The sequence below is a fragment of the Serratia sp. SA088 genome, from assembly GCF_049065515.1.
Taxonomy (GTDB): domain Bacteria; phylum Pseudomonadota; class Gammaproteobacteria; order Enterobacterales; family Enterobacteriaceae; genus Serratia; species Serratia nematodiphila.
Genome location: NZ_JBAKGW010000007.1, coordinates 155,771 through 175,972, shown reverse-complemented (window position 1 = coordinate 175,972; position 20,202 = coordinate 155,771). Strand labels below are relative to the sequence as shown.

Below are 20,202 nucleotides of genomic sequence, written 5' to 3'. Positions count from 1 at the left end.
AATTTATTTATTCAGTAAAGTAATTATTAGAATTTAAATAAACTAACAGCCTAAGATTTTTATTACTAAACCCGTATTGAGAATAACGTAAGTGATGAAAATTGAAAGGTAAAATGCGGATTTTTGTCGGCGCCGGCAGGATAACCGGCGCCGGAAGGGTTAGCGCCAGCGTTCGGCTGCCCAGGCGGCCTGTTGCTCGGCGTCGTGGAAGGTCCAGGCGACGAAGCGGCTGATCTTCTGCCCTTGCGCCATCTCGATGGTGCGTACCTCGGCCGCGCCCGCCACGTTCAACGCATGGTAGATGGCCGGCAGCGTGGTGTTTTTCGAGATGAGTGAGGTAAACCACAGGCAGTGGTTGGCCTTGCCGACGCTCTCTGCCACCATCTTGCGCACAAAGGCTTCTTCGCCGCCTTCACACCACAGCTCATTGTTCTTGCCGCCGAAGTTTTGCACCGGCTTGGCGGCCACTTCCCCTTTGCCCAATTTGTGCAGCTTGCGGCGGGTGCTGGCGCGCGCTTCCTGCTCGGACGCATGGAACGGCGGGTTGCACAGGGTGGCGTCGAATTTCTCGGCCGCGCCGATGATGCCGCTAAAAATCAGCTCAGGCTGTTTTTGCAGCCGCAGACGCACACTGTTACGCAGCGTCGGGTTCATCTCGACGATCATCTTGGCCGAGTTGAGCGACACCGGATCGATTTCAGACCCGGTGAAACGCCAGCCGTATTCGCGCAGGCCGACGATCGGGTAGATGCAGTTGGCGCCGACGCCGACGTCGAGGATCGCCACACCCTTGCCGCGCGGGATCTCGCCGCCGTTGCTGGTCGCCAGCAGATCCGCCAGGTGGTGCAGATAATCGGCGCGGCCGGGGATCGGCGGGCACAGGTAGTCCGCCGGAATATCCCAGTGTTCAATGCCGTAAAAGTGTTGCAGCAACGCACGGTTGAGCATTTTCACCGCCGCCGGATCGGCGAAGTCCACCGAGACATCGCCCCAGGCGTTCGGCTTCACGAACGGCGCCAGCGCCGGGCAGCTGGCGATCAGCGCCGGGAAGTCGTAGCGCGAACGATGACGGTTGCGCGGATGCAGGCCGCTTTTCTGCTGCGGGAAGGTTTTCTTTTTTTCCACCGTGACGGGCTCTCTTGAAGGTATTTCCGACGCGTAAGATAACACATCCGGCCCGCAATGGCGCAGCGGCGGGAAACCCGGCACAATGAAAGCTTCATCGATTGCCACAGGGTCCCCCATGAGCCGTGAATCTCGTTATTATTATGAACCCGCCGCCGGCCACGGCCTGCCGCACGATCCGCTGAACGCCATCGTCGGCCCGCGCCCCATCGGCTGGATCTCTTCCCGCAGCGCCGCCGGCTTGCGCAATCTGGCGCCCTACAGCTTTTTCAACTGCTTCAACTATCGCCCGCCGATCATCGGTTTCGCCAGCACCGGCTGGAAAGACAGCGTGGCGAATATCGTGGAAACCGGCGAGTTCGTTTGGAATCTGGCGACGCGCCCGCTGGCGGAAGCGATGAACAACAGCGCCATCAACCTGCCGCGCGGCGAGGATGAATTCGCCTTCGCCGGCGTCACGCCACTGCCCGGACGCCGGGTCAAAGCCGAGCGCGTGGCCGAAAGCCCGGTGAACTTCGAATGCCGCCTGACCCAGTGCATTCAGCTGCAAACCGCCGCCGGTGAACAGGTGGAAACCTGGCTGGTATTGGGCGAGGTGGTGGCGGTGCACCTCGATCCGGCGCTGCTGGACGAACACGGCGTCTACCAGACCGCCGCCGCCGAACCGATCCTGCGCGCCGGCGGCCCGACCGCCTACTATGGCATTTCCGAACAGCACCGTTTCGATCTGGCGCGCCCGACGCGCTGATCGTCTCCCCCCGTTTAGGCAGAAGATGAACGGGGGAGTAAACAATCAAAAAATCTGAACAAAACAATCAACACTCTCCGATTTCATCCCGCCTGTCACTGCGCAATAATCTTCCCATCGAAAGGCAACCCCCTTTCTCCCTAATTCACTTTGACAGGAATGACGAACATGAAAACCATCAAAACTTTTGCTGCTGCTATCGCCCTGGCTACCGTTTCTTTCACTACTTTCGCCGCTGAGCACGTCAGCGCCCAGGATGCCGCCCAATTCGAAAAAGCCGGCGTGATCGTCGCCAGCGGTGCGACCGACCTGAGCAGCCTGAAGTCGCAGCTGGCCGCCAAAGCCGATGCGGCAGGTGCCAAGGCCTTCACCATCACCTCCACCAGCGGTAACAACCTGATGCACGCCACCGCGGTTATCTACAAATAATCACCGCCCCAGACGTCAAAAAGCCCGCCGGCTATCACCCCGGCGGGCTTTTTTTATGTTCGCGTACGTCAGCGCTGAATGGGTACGACAGCGAGTTTATTACCATCCGCTTTATCAGCAACCACTGTAAATTCAGTCCAATATTTGCGCGGCGCCTCATTTGACGCATTGCCGACCGTCGCAATCTCAACCGAATAGCTATGCCCAATCTGGAACCCGCCGAAAGCCTCCGTCAGGCATTCGCCTGGCATGACCGCTATCGGTTGCTGACCTGGCGCAACCGAAGTGGACCATTCCGCCTTCCCGCCGGCCCCCGGTTGATAAATTCCGATGCCCACCAGCTCGCGTTTTCCGGCAATATCGTCCGGCACGCTAACGCATACGCGATTATTTTTAACGCTGACGTTTGCCGGATAGAACCAGGGACGCTCCTGCACACAGCCGCTCAGTAATACCAGCGCCAATAAAAAAGTCAGTTTTTTCATTTCATTGCCTTAGGGTTACGCGGCTCTCGTAGGAACAACCGTAACACGGTTTCATAGCGAGTTTTAAGATCTGGCCCTTCCAAGCCAGTCATCCGTTTGTTACGACGCCACTCTTCTCTACTAAAACGAATAAGTAAAAAGTAATCGGCAAGGATGGAGGCCTGTTGCTCCATTCCGTAGTCAGCGAGAGTGTTATAGTTGGGAAGAGAGTATTCATAAGTTGCCGCCCAGCTCATGGTACCTCTGAGCAACACATTCATCTTCATTTGATACTGCCAAACATGCGCCATTTCATGGATAAACCAATGTTGAAAACCCGCGCTCTCTCTTGAATAATCTTCACGAAAATTCTTTGGAGTGAAATAAATTTCGCCGTTCGGTGTAACGGCCGTATTGTCATTTTGCAAACCAAAAGGGAAATAACCCGCGTTATGCACACTCACCCTCGAGTAATCGATAGCATTCTTAAAAATGATCTGGGCAATTCCTATCTCACCCACGGTGAGCTTTCGCGCCATTCCTTTAGCCGTAATCATATCGCCAGCTCCATTGACAAGTGAAAGCATACCCTAGCATAAATAGCCACCTTGTACGGGAATGCCCTGATAGTTTGGGATAATTCTCCCGGAAAAATTGATGGTCTCCCCTCGTTATTGCGGAACAAATTTTTATTTATGATGGACTAAATAAAATATATTTATTCTTTGAATAAGTAAGGTAACTGGTTTCTTACCGTCTGCTTCTTCAGCACCCCACGCGTAAACGAACCGGACAATGCTGCCGAAAACGGGTAGAAACCCCGTATTTAATGGGGTTTGCAGGGGGGATGAGCACACATTTTTTTACCACCCCATTGCTGGACTAACGGGAGAGGATGATTATCATGTTACGCAGACTACAGATGCAGAGAGCGTTGTATGCAACATATCATTGAAGGTTTCCTCAGTTTCCAGAAAGAGATTTTCCCACAGCGTAAGGAACTCTTTCGCAGCCTGGCCTCCAGCCAAAATCCTAAAGCGCTTTTCATCTCCTGTTCTGACAGCCGCCTGGTGCCCGAGCTGGTGACGCAGCAAGAACCTGGGCAACTGTTCGTTATCCGCAACGCCGGCAACATCGTTCCTTCCTTTGGCCCGGAGCCGGGCGGGGTTTCTGCGACCATCGAGTATGCGGTGGTGGCATTGGGTGTTACTGATATCGTGATTTGTGGCCACTCGAACTGTGGCGCCATGAAGGCTATCGCGTCCTGCCAGTGCCTCGACCCCATGCCTGCGGTAGCTCACTGGCTGCACTATGCGGATGCGGCCAAAGCAGTGGTCGAGAAGAAAACCTGGAATAGCGAAACAGACAAAGTTAACGCTATGGTGGAAGAGAACGTTATTGCTCAGCTAAATAATATCAAAACCCATCCTTCTGTGGCGGTGGGTCTGCGCAACAGCGGGCTGCGCCTGCACGGCTGGGTGTACGACATCGAAAGCGGCGAAATTCGCACGCTGGATAGAAACACCAAGAGCTTCGTGTCTCTGGCCGATAATCCCGACGTCTATTTCGAATAAAATCACGCCTGGTTTTAACCATTAAATAAAATCCACGCTTCCGCGTGGATTTTATTGTCAGCCTTAAACCAAACGCGCCTCTATCGCTGCGGCGAAGTCGCGGCACATCCGTTCGTCACCGTCGGCGTTGTCTGCCAATACCGTCTCGCCATCCACCACCCGAATATGCGCCTGCAAATCGAAATCCGCCGGCGGCTGCGGGCGGGCGGCGGCGGCGGCCATCGTCTGCTGCGCCTCATGCCACGCCTGCGCCACCGTCTGGTTGCAGGCCTGCGCCAGATAGTCCGGATTAAACCCTTCGCCGGTCAGGCTGCGCAGCGTGTCGTCGTGGCTGACGCTGTTGCCCGGCAACCAGTAGTGTTGCGCCAGATCCGGGCCGATGGCCGGGTTGTCCGTCAGATAACCGTCGCGCTGCAGGAAGAAGTGGCGGGTTTGTTCCACCGCCATCATCGCCAGCAGGTAGCCCTGATAAGAACAGGCGGACTCCAGCGACAGCAGATGCGGGATCGCCAGCGTCGGGCGCGGGCTGCCGCTGATGCCGAGGATCTTCTGCTCAACCTCGCGCGCCAGCGCGGTGATGGCTTCCGGCGTGCGCTGCTCGTCATCCCACTGATACAGCGCCCACTCGAAGTACGGCACCAGCAGGATATGGCGTTCGTTGAACGCGCGCATCGGCTGACGCGCCGCGATGCCGGCTTCGATCAACGCATCCGGCACTGCCTCACCGGCGGCGTTTTTCGCATAGCGTTTCAGCCAATCGGCGTCGTCCAGCAGGCTGTCGCAGAACATCGACTGGGTTTCGGCATAGGCCATCGAAGTCGGCGGGAACTCCTGCGAGAAGCACGGCGCATTCTGGCGAATGTTGGCGAAGTGCGCCGCGTGGCCGCCCTCGTGGAACAGCGTGTTGAGCCCGTAAGCGCCGCTGCCCACCTGCCCCGGCTGCGCCAGGCTAGTGAAGTTGATGCGCGCCGGCACCCACTCCCCCTGGCGTACAAACGGCGGCACCGGGCCGTGCATGAAGCCGTTCTCATACTTGCCTTTACGCACCAGCAGATCGAGGTTCATCTCCGCGCCGCCAAAACCGATGTGCAGGCGTTTGAAGCTGTCGACCCAGCGTTCCAGCGAACGGGAAAACGGGAAGTAAGGATCCAGTTGGCGGGTGACGTCGCCGGCGCTGGCGAAGCGCACGTTCCACGGCTCCAGCGCCTGGCTGCCCTTCTCGGCCGCCAGCTGTTGCAGACTGCGCGCGTTGGCCTCGCGGGTTTCCCGCTCGAAACGATCCAGAATGGCGAACAGCTGCTCCGGCGTCATGCGCTCGGTCTTGTTCACCTTGTAGTCGAAATAGTTGCGATAACCCATCTGGCGCGCAAAGCGGTTGCGCAGGCCGATCAGCTCCGGCAGGCCGTTATGCAGCAGCCATTGCTCCAGATCGCGCAGCGCCTGCTGCGAGCTGCGGCGATACTCTTCGTTCGGGTTGGTCGCCTGGTTGGTCAACAGCTCGCCGAGCGAAGCCGCCACGCGCTGGCCGTCGGCGTTCAGATGGGTGACCTGATAGCCCTTGCGGCGCGAGTAGAGATCGGACTCGGCGTGGATGATCTGATCCAACAGCGCCTGCGCCTGCGGATCTTCAATGGCGTTGCAGTCGAAAAAGCGCAGCCAACCTTGCAGGCCGTGGATCAGCGCATCGCGCTGCGCCTCCTGCGGCAACGCTTCCAATCCGGCCAGCAGAGTGCGGATCTCCGCCAGCCGGCGCGGTTCGGCGATAAAGCGCTTATAGGCGCTTTCGGCGGCGGAAAAGCGCGCCGAGACGTCTTCACCGCCGGTGCCCATGTAGTTTTGCCAGAACAGCTCTTCTTTGGCGCGGTGTACGTCGAGGTAATCCTGGTTCAATTGATTGAAGTAATCGAGAGCCTGTTGCATAACCGTCCTTCTCAGCCGATGAGGAAATATCCCAGTATAGTCGCGCTCAGGCCTGATGCAGGCGCTGCAGCCCCTGCTCCAGCGTCTCGCTCTCGCCGGCGGCCACCAGACAACAGGCGATCTGCCGCTGAATGGCCAGCGGGATCGCCACCTCGCCGGCCAGGCAGCGCTCGGTCCAGCGCGCGGTGGTTTCCGCGTCTTTCGCCGCCGGCAAGAGCGGCGTTTCATCCTGCAAGGTGCGTTCCAGCAAGATGCGCTGTTCGCCGCCGACGATATGGTGAATCTGCGGGCAGCGCAACGGGTTGGCGTAGGCTTCGCCTTCCGTGCCGTGCATCAACAGCCCGCGGGCGCCGATCTGACGGAAAAACGACGCCACCCGGCCGACATACTCCGGGTGTGAGACACTGGCGAGGCGCAGCGCATCCTGTTCGCCGAACGGCGTCGCCAGCTTGGCCAACGTATGGGCGCTGTTGCGCACCCCCATGCGCCAACGCAGCCCGAGTTGCCGCGCCAGCGGCGCCGACAGCGTGGAAACTGGCATGAATACCGCCTCGCCGTTATCGAGACGCTGTTGGGCGTGAGCGGTCTGTTCCGACCATGGCAGCCCAAGCGCGCGGAAAATCTCGGCGCTGGTCACGCGGGTGCTGTCGTCCAGCACGCCATGCACCACCACCGGCAGGCCCACTTTCGCCAGCAGCAGCGCCAGCAGCGGCGTCAGGTTGGCCTGCTTGCGCGCGCCGTTGTAGCTCGGCAGCACCACCGGCAATGGCCTCCCCTGCGGCGCCTGCAACGGCAAGACCTGCTGTTGCATCGCCTGGTAAAAACCCAGCATCTCTTCTTCGGCTTCGCCCTTGATACGCAGCGCGATCAGAATGCCGCCCAACTCCAGCTCGGGGACCTCCCCGGCCAGCATCGCCTGATACAGCTCAAAGGCGGTCTGTCGATCCAGATCGCGCGCATGGTTTTTGCCGCGGCCTATTTCTTTGATAATTTTGGTGTAATCCATCCGAAGGTTCCCTCAGCCCACTCTTCGGTTAGCATACCCTATCCGCGCCGCCGCTCAACCTCCGCCGCCAGTCGCCGCTGCGCTTCATCGCCATCGCGCAGCCCGGCGATCACCCCGCCGGCATCCTCGGCGCTGCGGTTTTGGCTCATTTTCCATTTGCCTTCGCGCCGGGTGACGGCGATCTCAATACCGACGATGCCTTTAAGCTGTGCGGCGATGTAGTTGGCCGGCGCATCCTCGAGCCGCCAGGGTTCAGGACGCCGCCCTTCCTGCTGCGCGGTGAGATCGATCAGTTGGCGGCGCAGCCAGGCCGGGTCGTCCGTCACCGTCGGCACGCCATGCAGTTGCACCACGCTGTAATTCCAGGTCGGCACCACCTTGCCGGTCTGGCGCTTGCTCGGGTACCAGCCGGGCGACACATAGCCCTCCTGGCCCTGAAAAATCACCAGACATTCCGCCGCCTGTTGCAAACGTCGCCAGTGCTCGTTGGCGCGCGACAGGTGCGCCCGCAGCCGGATCTGCCCCTGTTCGACATCGGCCACAAACGGCAGCGGATCGGCCGTCAATCCCTGCTTGCCGTGGCTGACCAACAGCCCCAGCGGGTGGGCGCGCACCAACGCCAGTTGGGCATCCAGATCGTCTTCGCGAAATGCGGCGGGTTGAAACATCAGTGTGGCTCCTTATCGCGCTCTCATGATGACGACAGTAAAGCACCCGCCGGCGGCCTACTTAAGATCCGCTTTCTGAGTATTTCGAGTGATCCGGTTTAACAAGATCAGGGCGACGCCCATCGCCACCAAATTACAGAGCATCGCACCGGCAAAGGCCTGGGCATAGCGTTCCGCCGCGCCGCCGCTCGCCAACAGCGGCACAAAACCGACGCCGCTGACCACGATACCCAGCGCGCCCCCCACCTGCTGCACGGTGGCCACCAGACCCGCCGCCATGCCCGCCTGCCGCTCCTGCGCCAAACCCAGCACCAGATTCAGCAGCGGCGTCATGCTCAGCGCCTGGCCGAATCCCAACACCACCAACCCCGGCAGCAGCCGCAGCGGATGCGCCAGCGCCGCCCCCCACAGCGCCTGCGCCATCAATAGCGCCAACCCGGCGGCGTAAATCGCCACGCCCACGCTCAGCACGCCGTTGCCCCAACGCAGCGTCAGCCGGGGCGCCAACATCGAGGCCAGCATAAAGGCCGCGCTGGCCGGGGCGAACAGGCTGCCCGCCTGAAAAGGCGTCAGCCCCGCCCCCGCCTGCAGCAGCAGCGCGAAGCACAAGAAAAACGAGGAAGCGGTGGCATAAATCGCCAGCACCACCGCCATACCCGGCGCGAAGCCCGCCTGGCGGAACAGCGCCGGATCGAGCACCGCATCATCACCGCGCTGCGCCAGGCGGCGTTCCCAACGCAGGAAGCCCCACAGCGTCAGCAGCGCCAATGCCAACATCGGCGCGATCCACCACGGCCAACCGCGCGCCGGGCCTTCCAGCAACGGCAGCAGCAACAGCGACAGGCCGGCCGCCGCCAGCCACAGGCCGACGCCGTCCAGCCGCTGCGCCTGCGCCACCCGCGATTCGGGAATGCGCCGCGCCGCCCACAGCGCCAGCGCGCCGATAGGCAAATTGATCAAAAAGATCATGCGCCAGCCGCTGCCGAACAGGTTGGCCTCGATGATAAATCCGCCGAGGATCTGGCCGAAGATTGCCGCCAACCCCAGTGTCATGCCCAGCCAGGCGAAAGCGCGCCGCCGCTGTTGCGGCGCGTACAGCACCCGCATCAAGGCGTAAATTTGCGGGAACAACAGCGCCGCCGCCGCCCCCTGAAGGATACGCGCGGCGATCAGCAGGCTGAGCGATCCCGCCAGTCCGCACAACAGGGAACTCAGCGTGAATCCCAGCATGCCGAGGCTGAACAGACGCCGACGCCCGAAGCGATCGCCCAGACGCCCACCGGCGATCAACAGCACCCCAAACGCCAGTTCATAACCGGCGACGATCAAACCGATACCGGCGAAATCGGCGGCGAACTGTTGCTGGATCACCGGCGCCGCCACGTTGACCACAAACAGATCGAACACCGTGACGAAGCCGCCCAACAGCAGCACCGGCAGGCCGGGCAATCCCCGCCGTTCAACAGATAATGAATGTTCCATACCACCTCCAGAGATTATGATGGTCGCAGTATGGAATAGAGTTTAAACTGTTACTATATAGCCATTTATACTATTACTAACAGCAACAGGATGGCCGACATGCCCCCACGCACCCTCGAACGCACCCGCCACGAACTGGGGGATTTTCTGCGGCAAAAGCGAGAACAACTGTCGCCGGAGGCAGTCGGCTTGCCGAGCGGCAGCCGCCGCCGCACGCCGGGCTTGCGGCGCGAGGAGGTGGCGGCGCTGGCCGGCGTCGGCCTCACCTGGTACACCTGGCTGGAGCAAGGCAGGGAAATCAATGCGTCGGTGACGTTTTTGGAAAATCTGGCGCGGGTGCTGCAGCTCGACGCCGCCGGCCGCTACCACCTGTTTTTATTGGCGCATCAGCGCCCGCCGGTGCCGGTCGGCCATCAGTGGTGCCAGGTTTCGCCGTTGGTGCGGCGCCTGCTGGACGACCTGACGCTGCGGCCGGCCTACGTCATGAACCTCAGTTGGGACATCATCGCCTGGAATCCGGCGGCGCAGCGGCTGTTCGCCATCGGCGAGCGCCCGGCGCAAGAGCGCAACATGTTGTGGATGCTGTTTGCCGATCCGCAGCTCAATGCGCGCCTGCTGGAGTGGCGGGCGCAGGCGCCGCAAATCCTGGCCAGCTTCCGCCGCGACTACGCCCGTGCGCCGGAGGATGAGGTGATGCGCCAACGGGTACAGGCGCTGGAGCAGGTATCGCCGCAGTTCCGCCAGCTCTGGCGGCAGCATGATATTCACGGACGTTGCCAGGGGCGGCGCAGCTTCACCCTCCCGGAGATCGGCCCGGTCACCTTTGACCACGCCTCTTTCATCGTCGACGAAGAGAACCACCTGCGGCTGGTGATGTACAGCGCGCTGCCGGACGAACCGGCCAGCGCGGCGTTTGAAGCGCTGCTGCGCGAAGATTAACGACGGCTGTCGAAAATGAGTTTGCAGGCCAGCCCGGCGAACACGCCGCTCAGCAGATAGTTCGGCCAACGGGCGCTGAAGCGGCGGCCGGCGAAACGGCTTTTCATGCCGCTGACCGCCAGGATCACCCCGCCGTTAATCAGCAAGCCGACCAGATTCAGCACCGTCGCCAGCGCCAGCATCTGCACCACCACCGAGCCGGCGCGCGGATCGATAAACTGCGGGAACAGCGCCAACACGAACAGCGCCATCTTCGGGTTGAGGATGTTGGTGAACAATCCCTGACGGAAAATGCGCGCGGTCGGCACCGCCTGCAACCCGGCGGAAGCCTGCAGACTGCTGCCGGATCGCAGCGTTTTCCACGCCAGATAGAGCAGATAGGCCGCGCCCAACATTCTCACCGCGTCGTAAGCCAGCGGCACCGCCACGAACAGTTGCGACAACCCCAGCGCCGCCGCCAGCGCGTGGCAGTAAGTGCCGAGCTGAATGCCCGCCAGCGAAGCGAAACCGGCGCGCCGCCCCTGGCTGACGCTGCGCGAAGCGATCAGCAGCATATCCGGGCCGGGGGTCAGCGCCAGCGCCACGCAGGCGCCGGAAAACAACAACAGCGTTGCGGCATCAATCATGAATCACCTGATAAGAAGACGGACGGGGATGGAGCCTCCATCATAGCGACGCCGACGTGGCTTGTCAGCGCCGCTCGCGTCAGATCACCCACAAATCGAGGTACTCGTTGACCGGCATCTGCGCCAGCCGCTGCCGATCCAGCGACACCTCGAGAATGCGCTGCTGCTGCAGGGCCGGGAACTGGCGCGCCAGGTTGGTTTTGAACTTCTCGATCAGCAGCGGGATGCCCGCTTCGCGCCGCCGCGCATGGCCGATAGGGTACTCCACCGCCACCTCATCCAGACGGCTGCCGTCAGTGAACTCCACCGTCAGCGCATTGGCGATCGAGCGTTTTTCCGGATCGTGATAATCGCGCGTGAAGGCGGGATCTTCATGGCAGTGGATCTTGCCGCGCAATGCGTCGATACGCGGATCCTCGGCCACCCGATCCTCGTAATCGGCCGCCGTCAGCCGGCCGAACAGCAGCGGGATCGCCACCATATACTGAATGCAGTGATCGCGATCCGCCGGGTTATCCAGCGGCCCTTGCTTGTCGATAATGCGCAGGCAGGCCTCGTGGGTGCGGATGCTCACCCTGGCGATATCGGCGGCGGTTTTGCCGGCGGCCTGCATCTGGCGGTGCAGCGTCATGGCCGCCTCCACGGCGGTCTGGGCATGGAACTCCGCCGGGAACGAAATTTTAAACAGCACGTTCTCCATCACATACGCGCCGTACGGCCGCTGGAAGCGGAAAGGTTCGCCGTTGAACGAGACGTCGTAGAACCCCCAGGTCGGCGCCGTGAGCGCCGAGGGATAGCCCATCTCGCCGGTGGCGGCCATCAGCGCCAGCCGCACCGCGCGCGCGGTCGCATCCCCCGCCGCCCAGGATTTGCGGGTGCCGGCGTTCGGCGCGTGGCGGTAGGTGCGCAGCGACTGCCCGTCCACCCACGCCAGCGACACCGCGTTCAGGATCGCCTCGCGGCTCAGGCCGAGCAGCTGCGCCACCACCGCGGTGGACGCCACCTTCACCAGCAGCACGTGATCCAACCCCACTCGGTTGAAGGCGTTTTCCAGCGCCAGGCAGCCCTGGATCTCGTGCGCCTTGATCATGGCGATCAGCACCTGCCGCATGGTCAGCGGCGCTTTGCCCGCCGCCACCGCCTGACGCGAGAGCCAGTCGGCCACCGCCAGGATCCCGCCCAGGTTGTCCGACGGGTGGCCCCACTCCGCCGCCAGCCAGGTGTCGTTGAAATCGAGCCAGCGGATCATGGCGCCGATATTGAACGCCGCCTGCACCGGATCCAGCTGGAAGCGGGTGCCCGGCACCCGGCTGCCGTTCAGCACCTCGGCGCCCGGCACCACCGGCCCCATCAGTTTCTTGCAGGCCGGGTAGCTCAGCGCCTCCAGCCCGCAGCCGAGGGTATCGAGCAGGCAATAGTGGGCGGTGCGGTACGCCGCCGGGGTATCGACGGCCTCTTTCATCACATAATCGACGATATCGACCATCTCGCGATCGAACGGCGGACGGCCGGTGTTGGCAGACTCAAGCATCATGATCCCCAAAGGCTCCATAGTGAAAACGACACGATAACGATCGGCGCTCAGCGCTGATCCAGCGGTACGAACGCCCGCGCTTCCGGCCCGGTATAGTTGGCGGACGGGCGAATGATTTTGTTGTCCTGCCGTTGCTCGATGATGTGCGCCGACCAGCCGCTCACCCGCGCCATGACAAACAGCGGCGTGAACATTTCGGTAGGCACCCCCAGCTGGTGGTAAGACACCGCCGAGAACCAGTCGAGGTTGGGGAACATGTTTTTGGTGTCGCGCATCACGCTTTCCAGCCGGTCGGCGATGTCATACAGCTTCATCGCGCCCGCTTCCTGCGACAGGCGCAGCGCGATCTCTTTGATCACCTGATGGCGCGGATCGGAGACGGTGTACACCGGGTGCCCGAAGCCGATCACCACCTCTTTGTTGTCGATGCGGCGGCGAATGTCGGCTTCCGCTTCGTCCGGCGTTTCATAGCGCTGTTGGATCTCCAGCGATACCTCGTTGGCGCCGCCGTGCTTCGGCCCGCGCAGCGCGCCAATGGCGCCGACGATCGCCGAATAGACGTCGGATCCGGTGCCGGCGATCACCCGGCCGGCGAAGGTCGAGGCGTTGAACTCATGCTCGGCGTACAGGATCAGTGACGCATGCATTGCCTGTTCCCAGCTGGCGGAAGGCGCTGCGCCGTGCAGCAGGTGCAGGAAGTGGCCGCCGATGGAATCGTCGTCGGTCTCCGGCTGAATGCGCTCGCCGTTGTGACTGTAGTGATACCAATAGAGCAGCATCGATCCCAACGACGCCAGCAGCCGATCGGCGATGTCGCGTGCGCCGGCCGCGCCGTGCTGTTCTTTTTCCGGCAGGGTGCAGCCGAGGGCCGAAACGCCGGTGCGCATCACGTCCATCGGGTGAGACGCCGCCGGCAGCGCCTCCAGCACCGTGCGCACGCTGGCGGGCAGGCCGCGCAGCGCTTTGAGACGGTGTTTATAGGCCTGCAGCTCGTCGCGGTTGGGCAACTTGCCGTGGATCAGCAGATGGGCGACCTCTTCAAACTCGCAGTGGCGCGCGAGATCGAGAATGTCGTAACCGCGATAGTGCAGATCGTTGCCGCTGCGTCCTACGGAACACAGCGCGGTATTCCCGGCGGGCACGCCGGATAACGCCACGGATTTTTTCGGCTTAACGCCAGTCGGGCTTTGCGGGGGGATCGCTTGGCTCATACTGTCCTCATTTGACTTCTGCGTGAATGGCGCTTATTCGTCGCGTTTGCGAGCGAACAAAGCGTCGAGTTTCTCTTCGAACAAATAGTAGTTGATGCTTTCGTACAGCTCGTTGCGGGTCTGCATGGTGTCGATGACGCTTTTCTGCGTGCCCTCCTCGCGCAGGGCGCGGTACACCCGCTCCGCCGCCCGGTTCATCGCCCGGAAGGCCGACAGCGGATACAGCGCCATATCCACCCGGGCGCTGCGCAGCTCGTCGGTGGTGAACAGCGGCGTCGCGCCGAATTCGGTGATGTTGGCGAGGATCGGCACCTGCGTCGCTTCGGCGAAGCGGCGGTACATGCCCAGCTCGGTGATCGCCTCCGGGAACAGCATGTCGGCCCCGGCCGCCACGTAAGCCTGAGCACGCTCGATGGCCGCCTCCAGCCCCTCCACCGCCAGCGCGTCGGTGCGCGCCATGATCACGAAGTCCGGATCGCTGCGCGCATCCACCGCCGCCTTGATGCGATCCACCATCTCTTCGGTGGAAACGATGGCCTTATTGGGCCGATGGCCGCAGCGCTTGGCGCCGACCTGATCTTCGATATGCAGCGCCGCCGCCCCGGCCTTGCTCACCGCGCGCACCGTGCGGGCGACGTTGAACGCCGATGCGCCGAAACCGCTGTCGACATCCACCAGCAGCGGCAGCGGGCAGACGTCGGTGATGCGGCGAATATCGGTCAACACATCGTCCAGCGTCGAAATGCCCAGGTCCGGCAGCCCCAGCGAACCGGCCGCCACGCCGCCGCCGGAAAGATAGATGGCCTGGAACCCCGCCCGCTGGGCCAGCAGGGCATGGTTGGCGTTGATCGCGCCGGCGATTTGCAGGGGTTTCTCTTTACTCAGGGCCTGACGAAAGGCGAGCCCGGGTGAGCGCAGCGTCATGACGTTCTCTCCGATTAGCTAGATGGAACAGACAGAGCAAGGGGCGGGCCAGGTTGCACTTTGGCGGGGAAAAAATTAAAAGCGATAAAAATAAGTGAGTTATAAAATTCGCGTCGCCATTGGGCAGACCAAGCGATAAAAAACGTTTCAGTTAACGTTTCAATCGCGGTTTCACTCGGCATATTTGAAACATGAATGAAACAAGGCTACACCTAATGCAGCCACTTTCATTCGGTAACCCACCATGAGCGATCACATCACGCCGTCCCGCACGCCGGACAAACCGGTGATCTGGACCGTCTCCATCACTCGCCTGTTCGACCTGTTCAGGGATATCAGCCTCGAGTTCGACCATCTGGCGGTCATCACCCCGATCCGCCTCGGCTTTGAGGAGGCGGTGCAGCATATCCGCGCTCGCCTGGCGACCGAGCCTTGCGACGCCATTATCGCCGCCGGCTCCAACGGCGCCTACCTGAAAAGCCGCCTGTCGGTGCCGGTCATTTTGGTCAAACCCGGCGGCTTCGACCTGCTGCAGGCGCTGAGCAAGGCGCGCAGAACCGCCGATCGAATCGGCGTCATCACCTACAAAACGCCGCTGCCCGCGCTGCTGGAGTTCCAGCAAACCTTCGATCTGCCGCTGGAGCAACGCAGCTACGTCACCGAAGAGGACGCGCGCGGCCAGATCGCCGAGCTGAAAGCCGCCGGCATTCAGGCCGTGGTCGGCGCCGGCCTCATCAGCGATCTGGCGGAAGAGGCCGGGCTCACCGCCATTTTTCTCTATTCCGCCGCCACCCTGCGCGCCGCCTTCAGCGACGCGCTGGACGTGACGCGCCTGATGCTGGGCGGCGCCAAACGCGGCGGCGACTACGCCGCGCGCAATACCCTGCAGCCGCGCTATGGGCTGAGCGATTTACAGGGCGATTCCCCGCAGATGGAGCAGACGCGGCGCACCATCATGCTGTACGCCCGATCGCCGGCGGCGGTGTTGATCGAAGGCGAAACCGGCACCGGCAAAGAGCTGGCGGCGCAGGCGATCCACCGCGAATACTTTTCCCGGCGCGGCGCGACGCCGCCGTTCGTCGCCATCAACTGCGGCGCCATCGCCGAATCGCTGCTGGAGGCGGAACTGTTCGGCTATGAGGAAGGCGCCTTCACCGGCTCACGGCGCGGCGGCCGACGCGGGCTGCTGGAAACCGCCAACGGCGGCACCCTGTTTCTGGATGAGATCGGCGAAATGCCGCTGCACCTGCAAACCCGGCTGCTGCGGGCGCTGGAAGAGAAAACCATCACCCGAGTCGGCGGGCAACAGCCGGTGGCGGTCGATTTTCGCGTTATCAGCGCCACCCACAATCGCCTGGAGCAGGCGATTCAACAGGGCGATTTTCGCGCCGATCTGTTTTACCGTCTGAGCGCCCTGCGGCTGCAGCTGCCGCCGTTGCGGGCGCGTGGCGACGATATTGCGATGCTGGCGGAACACTTTCTGAAACAGTCGCTGGCGGCGCTCGACGTGCCGCTGACGGAGCCGCTGCGCACCGCCCTGGCCGGCTGTTACGCCGCGCTCAGTCATTACGCCTGGCCCGGCAACCTGCGCGAGCTGCGCAACATGATGGAGCGGGTGGCGCTGATGCTGAGCACCGGCGTCGCGCCGAGCGGCGAGACCCTGCAGTGGCTGCTGCCGGAGCTGGCGGTGGCGCCGCCGCCCGAGACGCCGGCGGCGCCCGTCTCCGCCCACGAAGCCCTGGCGCAGTGCGGAGGCGACCACGCCGCTGCCGCCCGGTTGCTCGGGATCAGCCGCACCACTTTATGGCGCCGGCTGAAAAAACCGCGCTGAGCATCAGCCGGCGCGCCGGCCGTCCGAGGCCGGCAGCAGCCGCACTCGCCGCTCGCCCAGCAGGTTCATGCCCGCCGCCGCCAGCAGGATGATCGCCGCGCCCAGCAGCTGCCACACAGACAGCCGGTGGCCAAACGCCAGGCGATCCACCAGCATAGCGGCGATCGGGTAGATGAACGACAGCGAGCCGATCAGATTGGTGGGCAGCTTCTGCAGGGCGCCGTACATCAACACGTACATCAGGCCGGTGTGCAGCACGCCGAGCGTCGCCAGCATCCCCCACTGCCCCACGCTGGCCGAAACGTGGAAATCCACCAGCGGCAACAGCATCACCGCCCCCACCGTCACCTGGATCAGCGCAATAAGATGCGGCGGCGTGCCCTTCAGCCGCTTGGCCGCCAGCGCCATCAGGGCGTAGAAAAACGCCGCGCCGAGTGCCAGCGCGATGCCCGCCAGATAATGACTCTGCTCCCCCGCCTGCCGCGGCTGCGCCAGCACCACCAGCATCATGCCGCCGAACGCCAGCCCCAGCCACAGCAGCTTGCGAGCGGTCAGCCGTTCCCCCAGAAACAGCGCCCCCAGCCCCACCAACATAAACGGCTGGGTGTTGTACACCGCGGTGGCGATGGAGATAGACGCGTAGGAATAGGCGGCGAACAGCAGCAGCCAGTTGATCACCAGCGCGACGCCGCCGGCGATCGCCAGCAGCAGCGTGGCGCGCGTCAGCGCATCGCGCCGCAGCTGCCCCAATACGCCGCACACCGCCAGCAGCACCAGCGCGCCTACCGCGCAGCGCCAAAACACCACGTTGATAACCGGCTGGCCGGACATCAACACAAACCAGCCGATGGAGCCGGAAATCAACATCGCCGCCGCCATCTCCAGCGATCCGCGTTTTATCTCTGCATTCATTCTGCGTTCCTCGAAGCTTGCCCAGAGATATAGCTTGCGGCTTCGCCGGGCGGCTTTCCATAGCATAAAAAAGGCAGATATGCTTAACTGCCTTTTTCTCGCAGCTATAATAATGAAAACACCTAACGGAGGCGTTATGGATGATATCGATCGCCAAATCCTGACCATTCTGGCGGACGATGCGCGCGCATCGTTGAAGACGCTGAGCGCGCAGGTGGGCCTGTCGTCGCCAAGCACGTCGGAAAGACTGCGGCGGCTGGAGGAAAACGGCGTGATCCAGGGCTATACCCTGAACGTCAATCTGCAGGCGGTGGGCTACGCCTTCGAGTCGCTGGTGCGCATCAAGCCGCTGCCGGGCATGCTGAAGAAGGTCGAGCAGCTGATTCAGGCGATCCCGGAAGTGGTCGAATGCGATAAGGTGACCGGCGAAGACTGCTTTATCGTGCGGCTGGTGGCGCACTCGATGGAACAGCTCGACCACACCCTCGATCGGCTGGCCGAGCATGCGCAGAGCAACACCTCGATCGTGAAAACCACGCCGGTCAAGCGCCGCCTGCCGCCGCTGCTCTGATTAACGCCGCCGCTTGCGGGCGAACGGGTTGCCGCGCTTCTTCTCTTTTTTGGCCGCGTCGGCGGCGGATTTCAGCGCCGCCAGATGCGCCTTGTCGGCCTCCGGCACCGCGCGCTGCTCGATCGGGAACACCGGCAGCGACGCCAACAGCCGCGAACCGTAATTTTTGGTCAGCAACCGGCGATCGTAGATCACGATCTCGCCGTAGCATTGGTTGCTGCGGATCAGACGGCCGACCTGCTGGATCAGGTTGAACGAGGCGCTCGGCAGGCTCTGCACTTCGAACGGATAGCGCTTCAGCGATTTCAGCCACTCGCCTTCGGTGATGATCACCGGGCTGTCGATCGGCGGGAACGCGATTTTGTGAATGTGCACCTGGGTCAGCAGTTCGCCTTTCAAATCCAGCCCTTCGGCGAACGATTGCAGCCCCACCAGCACGCTGGCGACGCCCTTCTCCACCCGCTTGCGGTGCTCTTCCACCAGCCGGTAGCGCGGCTGGTCACCCTGCACCAGCAGCATCAGCCGCAGATCGGTCACGTAGCTGAGGAAAGTCTGCATCGCCCGATGGCTGCTGAACAGGATCAGCATGCCTTTGTGCTTGCCGCTCGCCTGCTCGGCGCGGAAAAACCGCGCCATCTCCTCGAGGTGCTCCGCCTCATTGGCGAGCGCCGGTTCATAGCGCATCTGCGGAATAACAATCTTGCCCTGTTCGACGTGATTGAACGGCGAAGAGAGCGTTTCGAAGCGATCGCCGGCCTTCTCGCTCAGCCCGCTCATCTCCTGCAAACGCGCGAAGCTGTTCAGTGAACGCAGCGTGGCCGAGGTGACCACCACGTGCGGCACCTTGCGCCACAGCAGCTTCTCCAGCTGATCGCTGACGCGGATGCCGACGCAGTGCAAATACAGATGGGTGACGTTATCGCGCAGTTCGCGCGTGACCCATTTGGAGATCGGCGCATTGGACGACTTGTCGAGCGCCGCCAGCCGCCACAGCTTGCTCATCGCTTCCAGATAGCCCAGCGTGCGGCTCATCTGCAGGATGGCGCGGTGCAGGCGCATGATGTCGTGCTTGCCGGTCTGCTCAGTAAGATCGTTAAGCACGAACTCCGCCAGCCCGCGCAATGCATCGGTCAGTTTAAACAGCCGCGCGCAGCTCTCCACCATCTCCGCCGGCAGCTCGCCCATTTCAAAACGGTGCTCGGCGGCCACGCTGTCGCCGGGCAGGTAGGCGCTGACCTGATGCTCGAAGATCTGCACCAGTTCGCGCAGCTCCTCGCAATGGTTTTTCAGCCGTTCGCTGTTGGCCAGCCCCGGCGGATTCTTCGGCCGGTACTGCGTCATGCACTGTTCGACCTGGCGCACGATCATGTCCAGCTGCAGGTTGGTCGACAGCGCAGTGATTTCGCCGTCGATCTCCAGCGCGTCGCGCGCCACCTCCGGCAAATGGTGGCCTTCGTCCAGCACCAGCAGCAACTCTTTCGGGTTCGGCAGCACCGATTCCGTCTCCAGCGCCGCCATCACCAGCGCGTGGTTGGCCACCACCACGTCGGCGCTCTCGATCTCTTTGCGGGCGATATAGAACGGGCATTCGCGAATGTAGTGACAGTTGCGCCCCAGGCAGTTGGCCTTGTCGGTGCTCAGCTTGGCCCACAGCGGATCGTCGATGCTCTGCTGATAGTGATCGCGCAGCCCATCCCACTCAAAGCGGGCCAGCGCCTTGGTCAGTTTCTGGCACAGCGCCTGCTCTTCGCCGCTGGACGGCGCCAGCTCGTCGTCGAGGAACAGCGTCAGATCGCCCTGTTGACTGACGTCGGTGCTCATCGCCGCCAGGTTGCGCGGGCAGACGTAACGCCCGCGGCCAAAGGCGCCGGTAAATTTCAGATCGGGGATAATCTTCTTCAGCAGCGGCAAATCCTTGCTGTAAATCTGATCCTGCAGCGCCACGTTGGCGGTGCTCACCACCAGCGGCTTGCTCTCCGCCCGCCCGACGGCGATGCCCGGGATCAGGTAAGACAGCGTTTTGCCGACGCCGGTCGGCGCCTCGATCGCCAGATGGCGCGGGTAGTCGCCGGCCAGCGTCTTGGCCACCTCGGCGATCATCTGGCGCTGGGGCGCGCGGGAAATAAAATCCGGTATTTGCTGCTGCAGGGCTTTGTACCACTGGCCAATCTGATCTTTAACTGCGGAGGAGAGCGCCATTCAACTCTTATCTAAACGAAATGATGGCGCTATTGTCCC

19 protein-coding genes are annotated in these 20,202 nt (G+C 62.3%); 6 read left to right on the top strand and 13 right to left on the bottom strand.

The features are described 5' to 3' along the window. Positions 1-159: 159 nt before the first annotated feature. Positions 160-1,125: a 23S rRNA (adenine(1618)-N(6))-methyltransferase RlmF gene (rlmF, locus tag ACOWVD_RS18430; protein ID WP_170310338.1), complete on the bottom strand. Its 966-nt coding sequence runs from the start codon at positions 1,123-1,125 to the stop codon at positions 160-162. Between the two features lie 118 nt (positions 1,126-1,243). Between rlmF and ACOWVD_RS18425 the strand changes: the two genes are divergently transcribed. Together ACOWVD_RS18425 and bhsA are read left to right on the top strand one after the other, a co-directional pair. Next, positions 1,244-1,873 (top strand): flavin reductase family protein, encoded by a 630-nt coding sequence (locus ACOWVD_RS18425; RefSeq protein ID WP_049200915.1) that lies wholly within the window; start codon positions 1,244-1,246, stop codon positions 1,871-1,873. Between the two features lie 168 nt (positions 1,874-2,041). Next, entirely contained in the window at positions 2,042-2,302 is a 261-nt protein-coding gene (gene bhsA / locus ACOWVD_RS18420) for a multiple stress resistance protein BhsA (RefSeq protein WP_015377148.1), read from the top strand. Between the two features lie 68 nt (positions 2,303-2,370). On the opposite strand, the gene ACOWVD_RS18415 is transcribed toward bhsA, so the two are convergent. Together ACOWVD_RS18415 and ACOWVD_RS18410 are read right to left on the bottom strand one after the other, a co-directional pair. Beyond that, positions 2,371-2,787 (bottom strand): putative T6SS immunity periplasmic lipoprotein, encoded by a 417-nt coding sequence (locus ACOWVD_RS18415; protein ID WP_048795879.1) that lies wholly within the window; start codon positions 2,785-2,787, stop codon positions 2,371-2,373. Beyond that, a complete protein-coding gene (locus tag ACOWVD_RS18410) occupies positions 2,784-3,323 on the bottom strand; it encodes a hypothetical protein (protein ID WP_049241212.1) in 540 nt (179 codons plus the stop codon). The genes ACOWVD_RS18415 and ACOWVD_RS18410 overlap by 4 nt, the downstream gene beginning before the upstream one ends. Before the next feature lie 381 nt (positions 3,324-3,704). Between ACOWVD_RS18410 and ACOWVD_RS18405 the strand changes: the two genes are divergently transcribed. After that, a complete protein-coding gene (locus ACOWVD_RS18405; RefSeq protein WP_004939270.1) occupies positions 3,705-4,340 on the top strand; it encodes a carbonic anhydrase in 636 nt (211 codons plus the stop codon). A 63-nt stretch (positions 4,341-4,403) separates the two neighbouring features. Here the strand turns inward: ACOWVD_RS18405 and ACOWVD_RS18400 are convergent, their stop codons facing one another. Genes ACOWVD_RS18400 through ACOWVD_RS18385 form a run of 4 tightly spaced genes read right to left on the bottom strand, consistent with a single transcriptional unit; the run spans position 4,404 to position 9,416 of the window. Further along, positions 4,404-6,260, bottom strand: a complete 1,857-nt coding sequence (locus ACOWVD_RS18400; RefSeq protein ID WP_021503915.1) for a M3 family metallopeptidase — start codon at positions 6,258-6,260, stop codon at positions 4,404-4,406. Positions 6,261-6,306: 46 nt separating this feature from the next. Then, positions 6,307-7,266, bottom strand: a complete 960-nt coding sequence (gene ybiB, locus ACOWVD_RS18395; protein ID WP_049239870.1) for a DNA-binding protein YbiB — start codon at positions 7,264-7,266, stop codon at positions 6,307-6,309. Between the two features lie 38 nt (positions 7,267-7,304). Further along, positions 7,305-7,934, bottom strand: a complete 630-nt coding sequence (locus ACOWVD_RS18390) for an FMN-binding negative transcriptional regulator (protein WP_049239869.1) — start codon at positions 7,932-7,934, stop codon at positions 7,305-7,307. 57 nt (positions 7,935-7,991) lie between these two features. Then, entirely contained in the window at positions 7,992-9,416 is a 1,425-nt protein-coding gene (locus ACOWVD_RS18385) for an MFS transporter (RefSeq protein WP_049239868.1), read from the bottom strand. A gap of 99 nt (positions 9,417-9,515) precedes the next feature. Between ACOWVD_RS18385 and ACOWVD_RS18380 the strand changes: the two genes are divergently transcribed. Next, the gene (locus ACOWVD_RS18380) at positions 9,516-10,355 is read left to right on the top strand and encodes a helix-turn-helix transcriptional regulator (RefSeq protein ID WP_004939285.1); all 840 of its coding nucleotides are present in this window, start codon (positions 9,516-9,518) and stop codon (positions 10,353-10,355) included. Here ACOWVD_RS18380 and ACOWVD_RS18375 read toward each other — a convergent pair. The 4 genes from ACOWVD_RS18375 to prpB all read right to left on the bottom strand — a co-directional run bounded on the left by ACOWVD_RS18375 (position 10,352) and on the right by prpB (position 14,650). Continuing rightward, positions 10,352-10,981, bottom strand: coding sequence for a LysE family translocator (locus ACOWVD_RS18375; RefSeq protein WP_025302070.1), 630 nt, complete (start codon positions 10,979-10,981; stop codon positions 10,352-10,354). The genes ACOWVD_RS18380 and ACOWVD_RS18375 overlap by 4 nt on opposite strands. A gap of 79 nt (positions 10,982-11,060) precedes the next feature. Then, positions 11,061-12,512 (bottom strand): bifunctional 2-methylcitrate dehydratase/aconitate hydratase, encoded by a 1,452-nt coding sequence (locus ACOWVD_RS18370; protein WP_004939290.1) that lies wholly within the window; start codon positions 12,510-12,512, stop codon positions 11,061-11,063. A gap of 50 nt (positions 12,513-12,562) precedes the next feature. After that, positions 12,563-13,726 (bottom strand): bifunctional 2-methylcitrate synthase/citrate synthase, encoded by a 1,164-nt coding sequence (gene prpC / locus ACOWVD_RS18365; RefSeq protein WP_004939298.1) that lies wholly within the window; start codon positions 13,724-13,726, stop codon positions 12,563-12,565. Positions 13,727-13,759: 33 nt separating this feature from the next. Then, positions 13,760-14,650 (bottom strand): methylisocitrate lyase, encoded by an 891-nt coding sequence (gene prpB / locus ACOWVD_RS18360; protein ID WP_164095305.1) that lies wholly within the window; start codon positions 14,648-14,650, stop codon positions 13,760-13,762. A 244-nt stretch (positions 14,651-14,894) separates the two neighbouring features. Between prpB and prpR the strand changes: the two genes are divergently transcribed. Beyond that, positions 14,895-16,481: a propionate catabolism operon regulatory protein PrpR gene (gene prpR, locus ACOWVD_RS18355; protein ID WP_164095304.1), complete on the top strand. Its 1,587-nt coding sequence runs from the start codon at positions 14,895-14,897 to the stop codon at positions 16,479-16,481. Positions 16,482-16,484: 3 nt separating this feature from the next. Here the strand turns inward: prpR and ACOWVD_RS18350 are convergent, their stop codons facing one another. Further along, positions 16,485-17,393 (bottom strand): DMT family transporter, encoded by a 909-nt coding sequence (locus ACOWVD_RS18350; protein ID WP_172574579.1) that lies wholly within the window; start codon positions 17,391-17,393, stop codon positions 16,485-16,487. Positions 17,394-17,529: 136 nt separating this feature from the next. Between ACOWVD_RS18350 and ACOWVD_RS18345 the strand changes: the two genes are divergently transcribed. Beyond that, positions 17,530-17,964, top strand: a complete 435-nt coding sequence (locus tag ACOWVD_RS18345) for an Lrp/AsnC family transcriptional regulator (protein ID WP_033633772.1) — start codon at positions 17,530-17,532, stop codon at positions 17,962-17,964. On the opposite strand, the gene dinG is transcribed toward ACOWVD_RS18345, so the two are convergent. Further along, positions 17,965-20,163, bottom strand: a complete 2,199-nt coding sequence (dinG, locus tag ACOWVD_RS18340) for an ATP-dependent DNA helicase DinG (RefSeq protein WP_015377137.1) — start codon at positions 20,161-20,163, stop codon at positions 17,965-17,967. Positions 20,164-20,202: the final 39 nt, after the last annotated feature.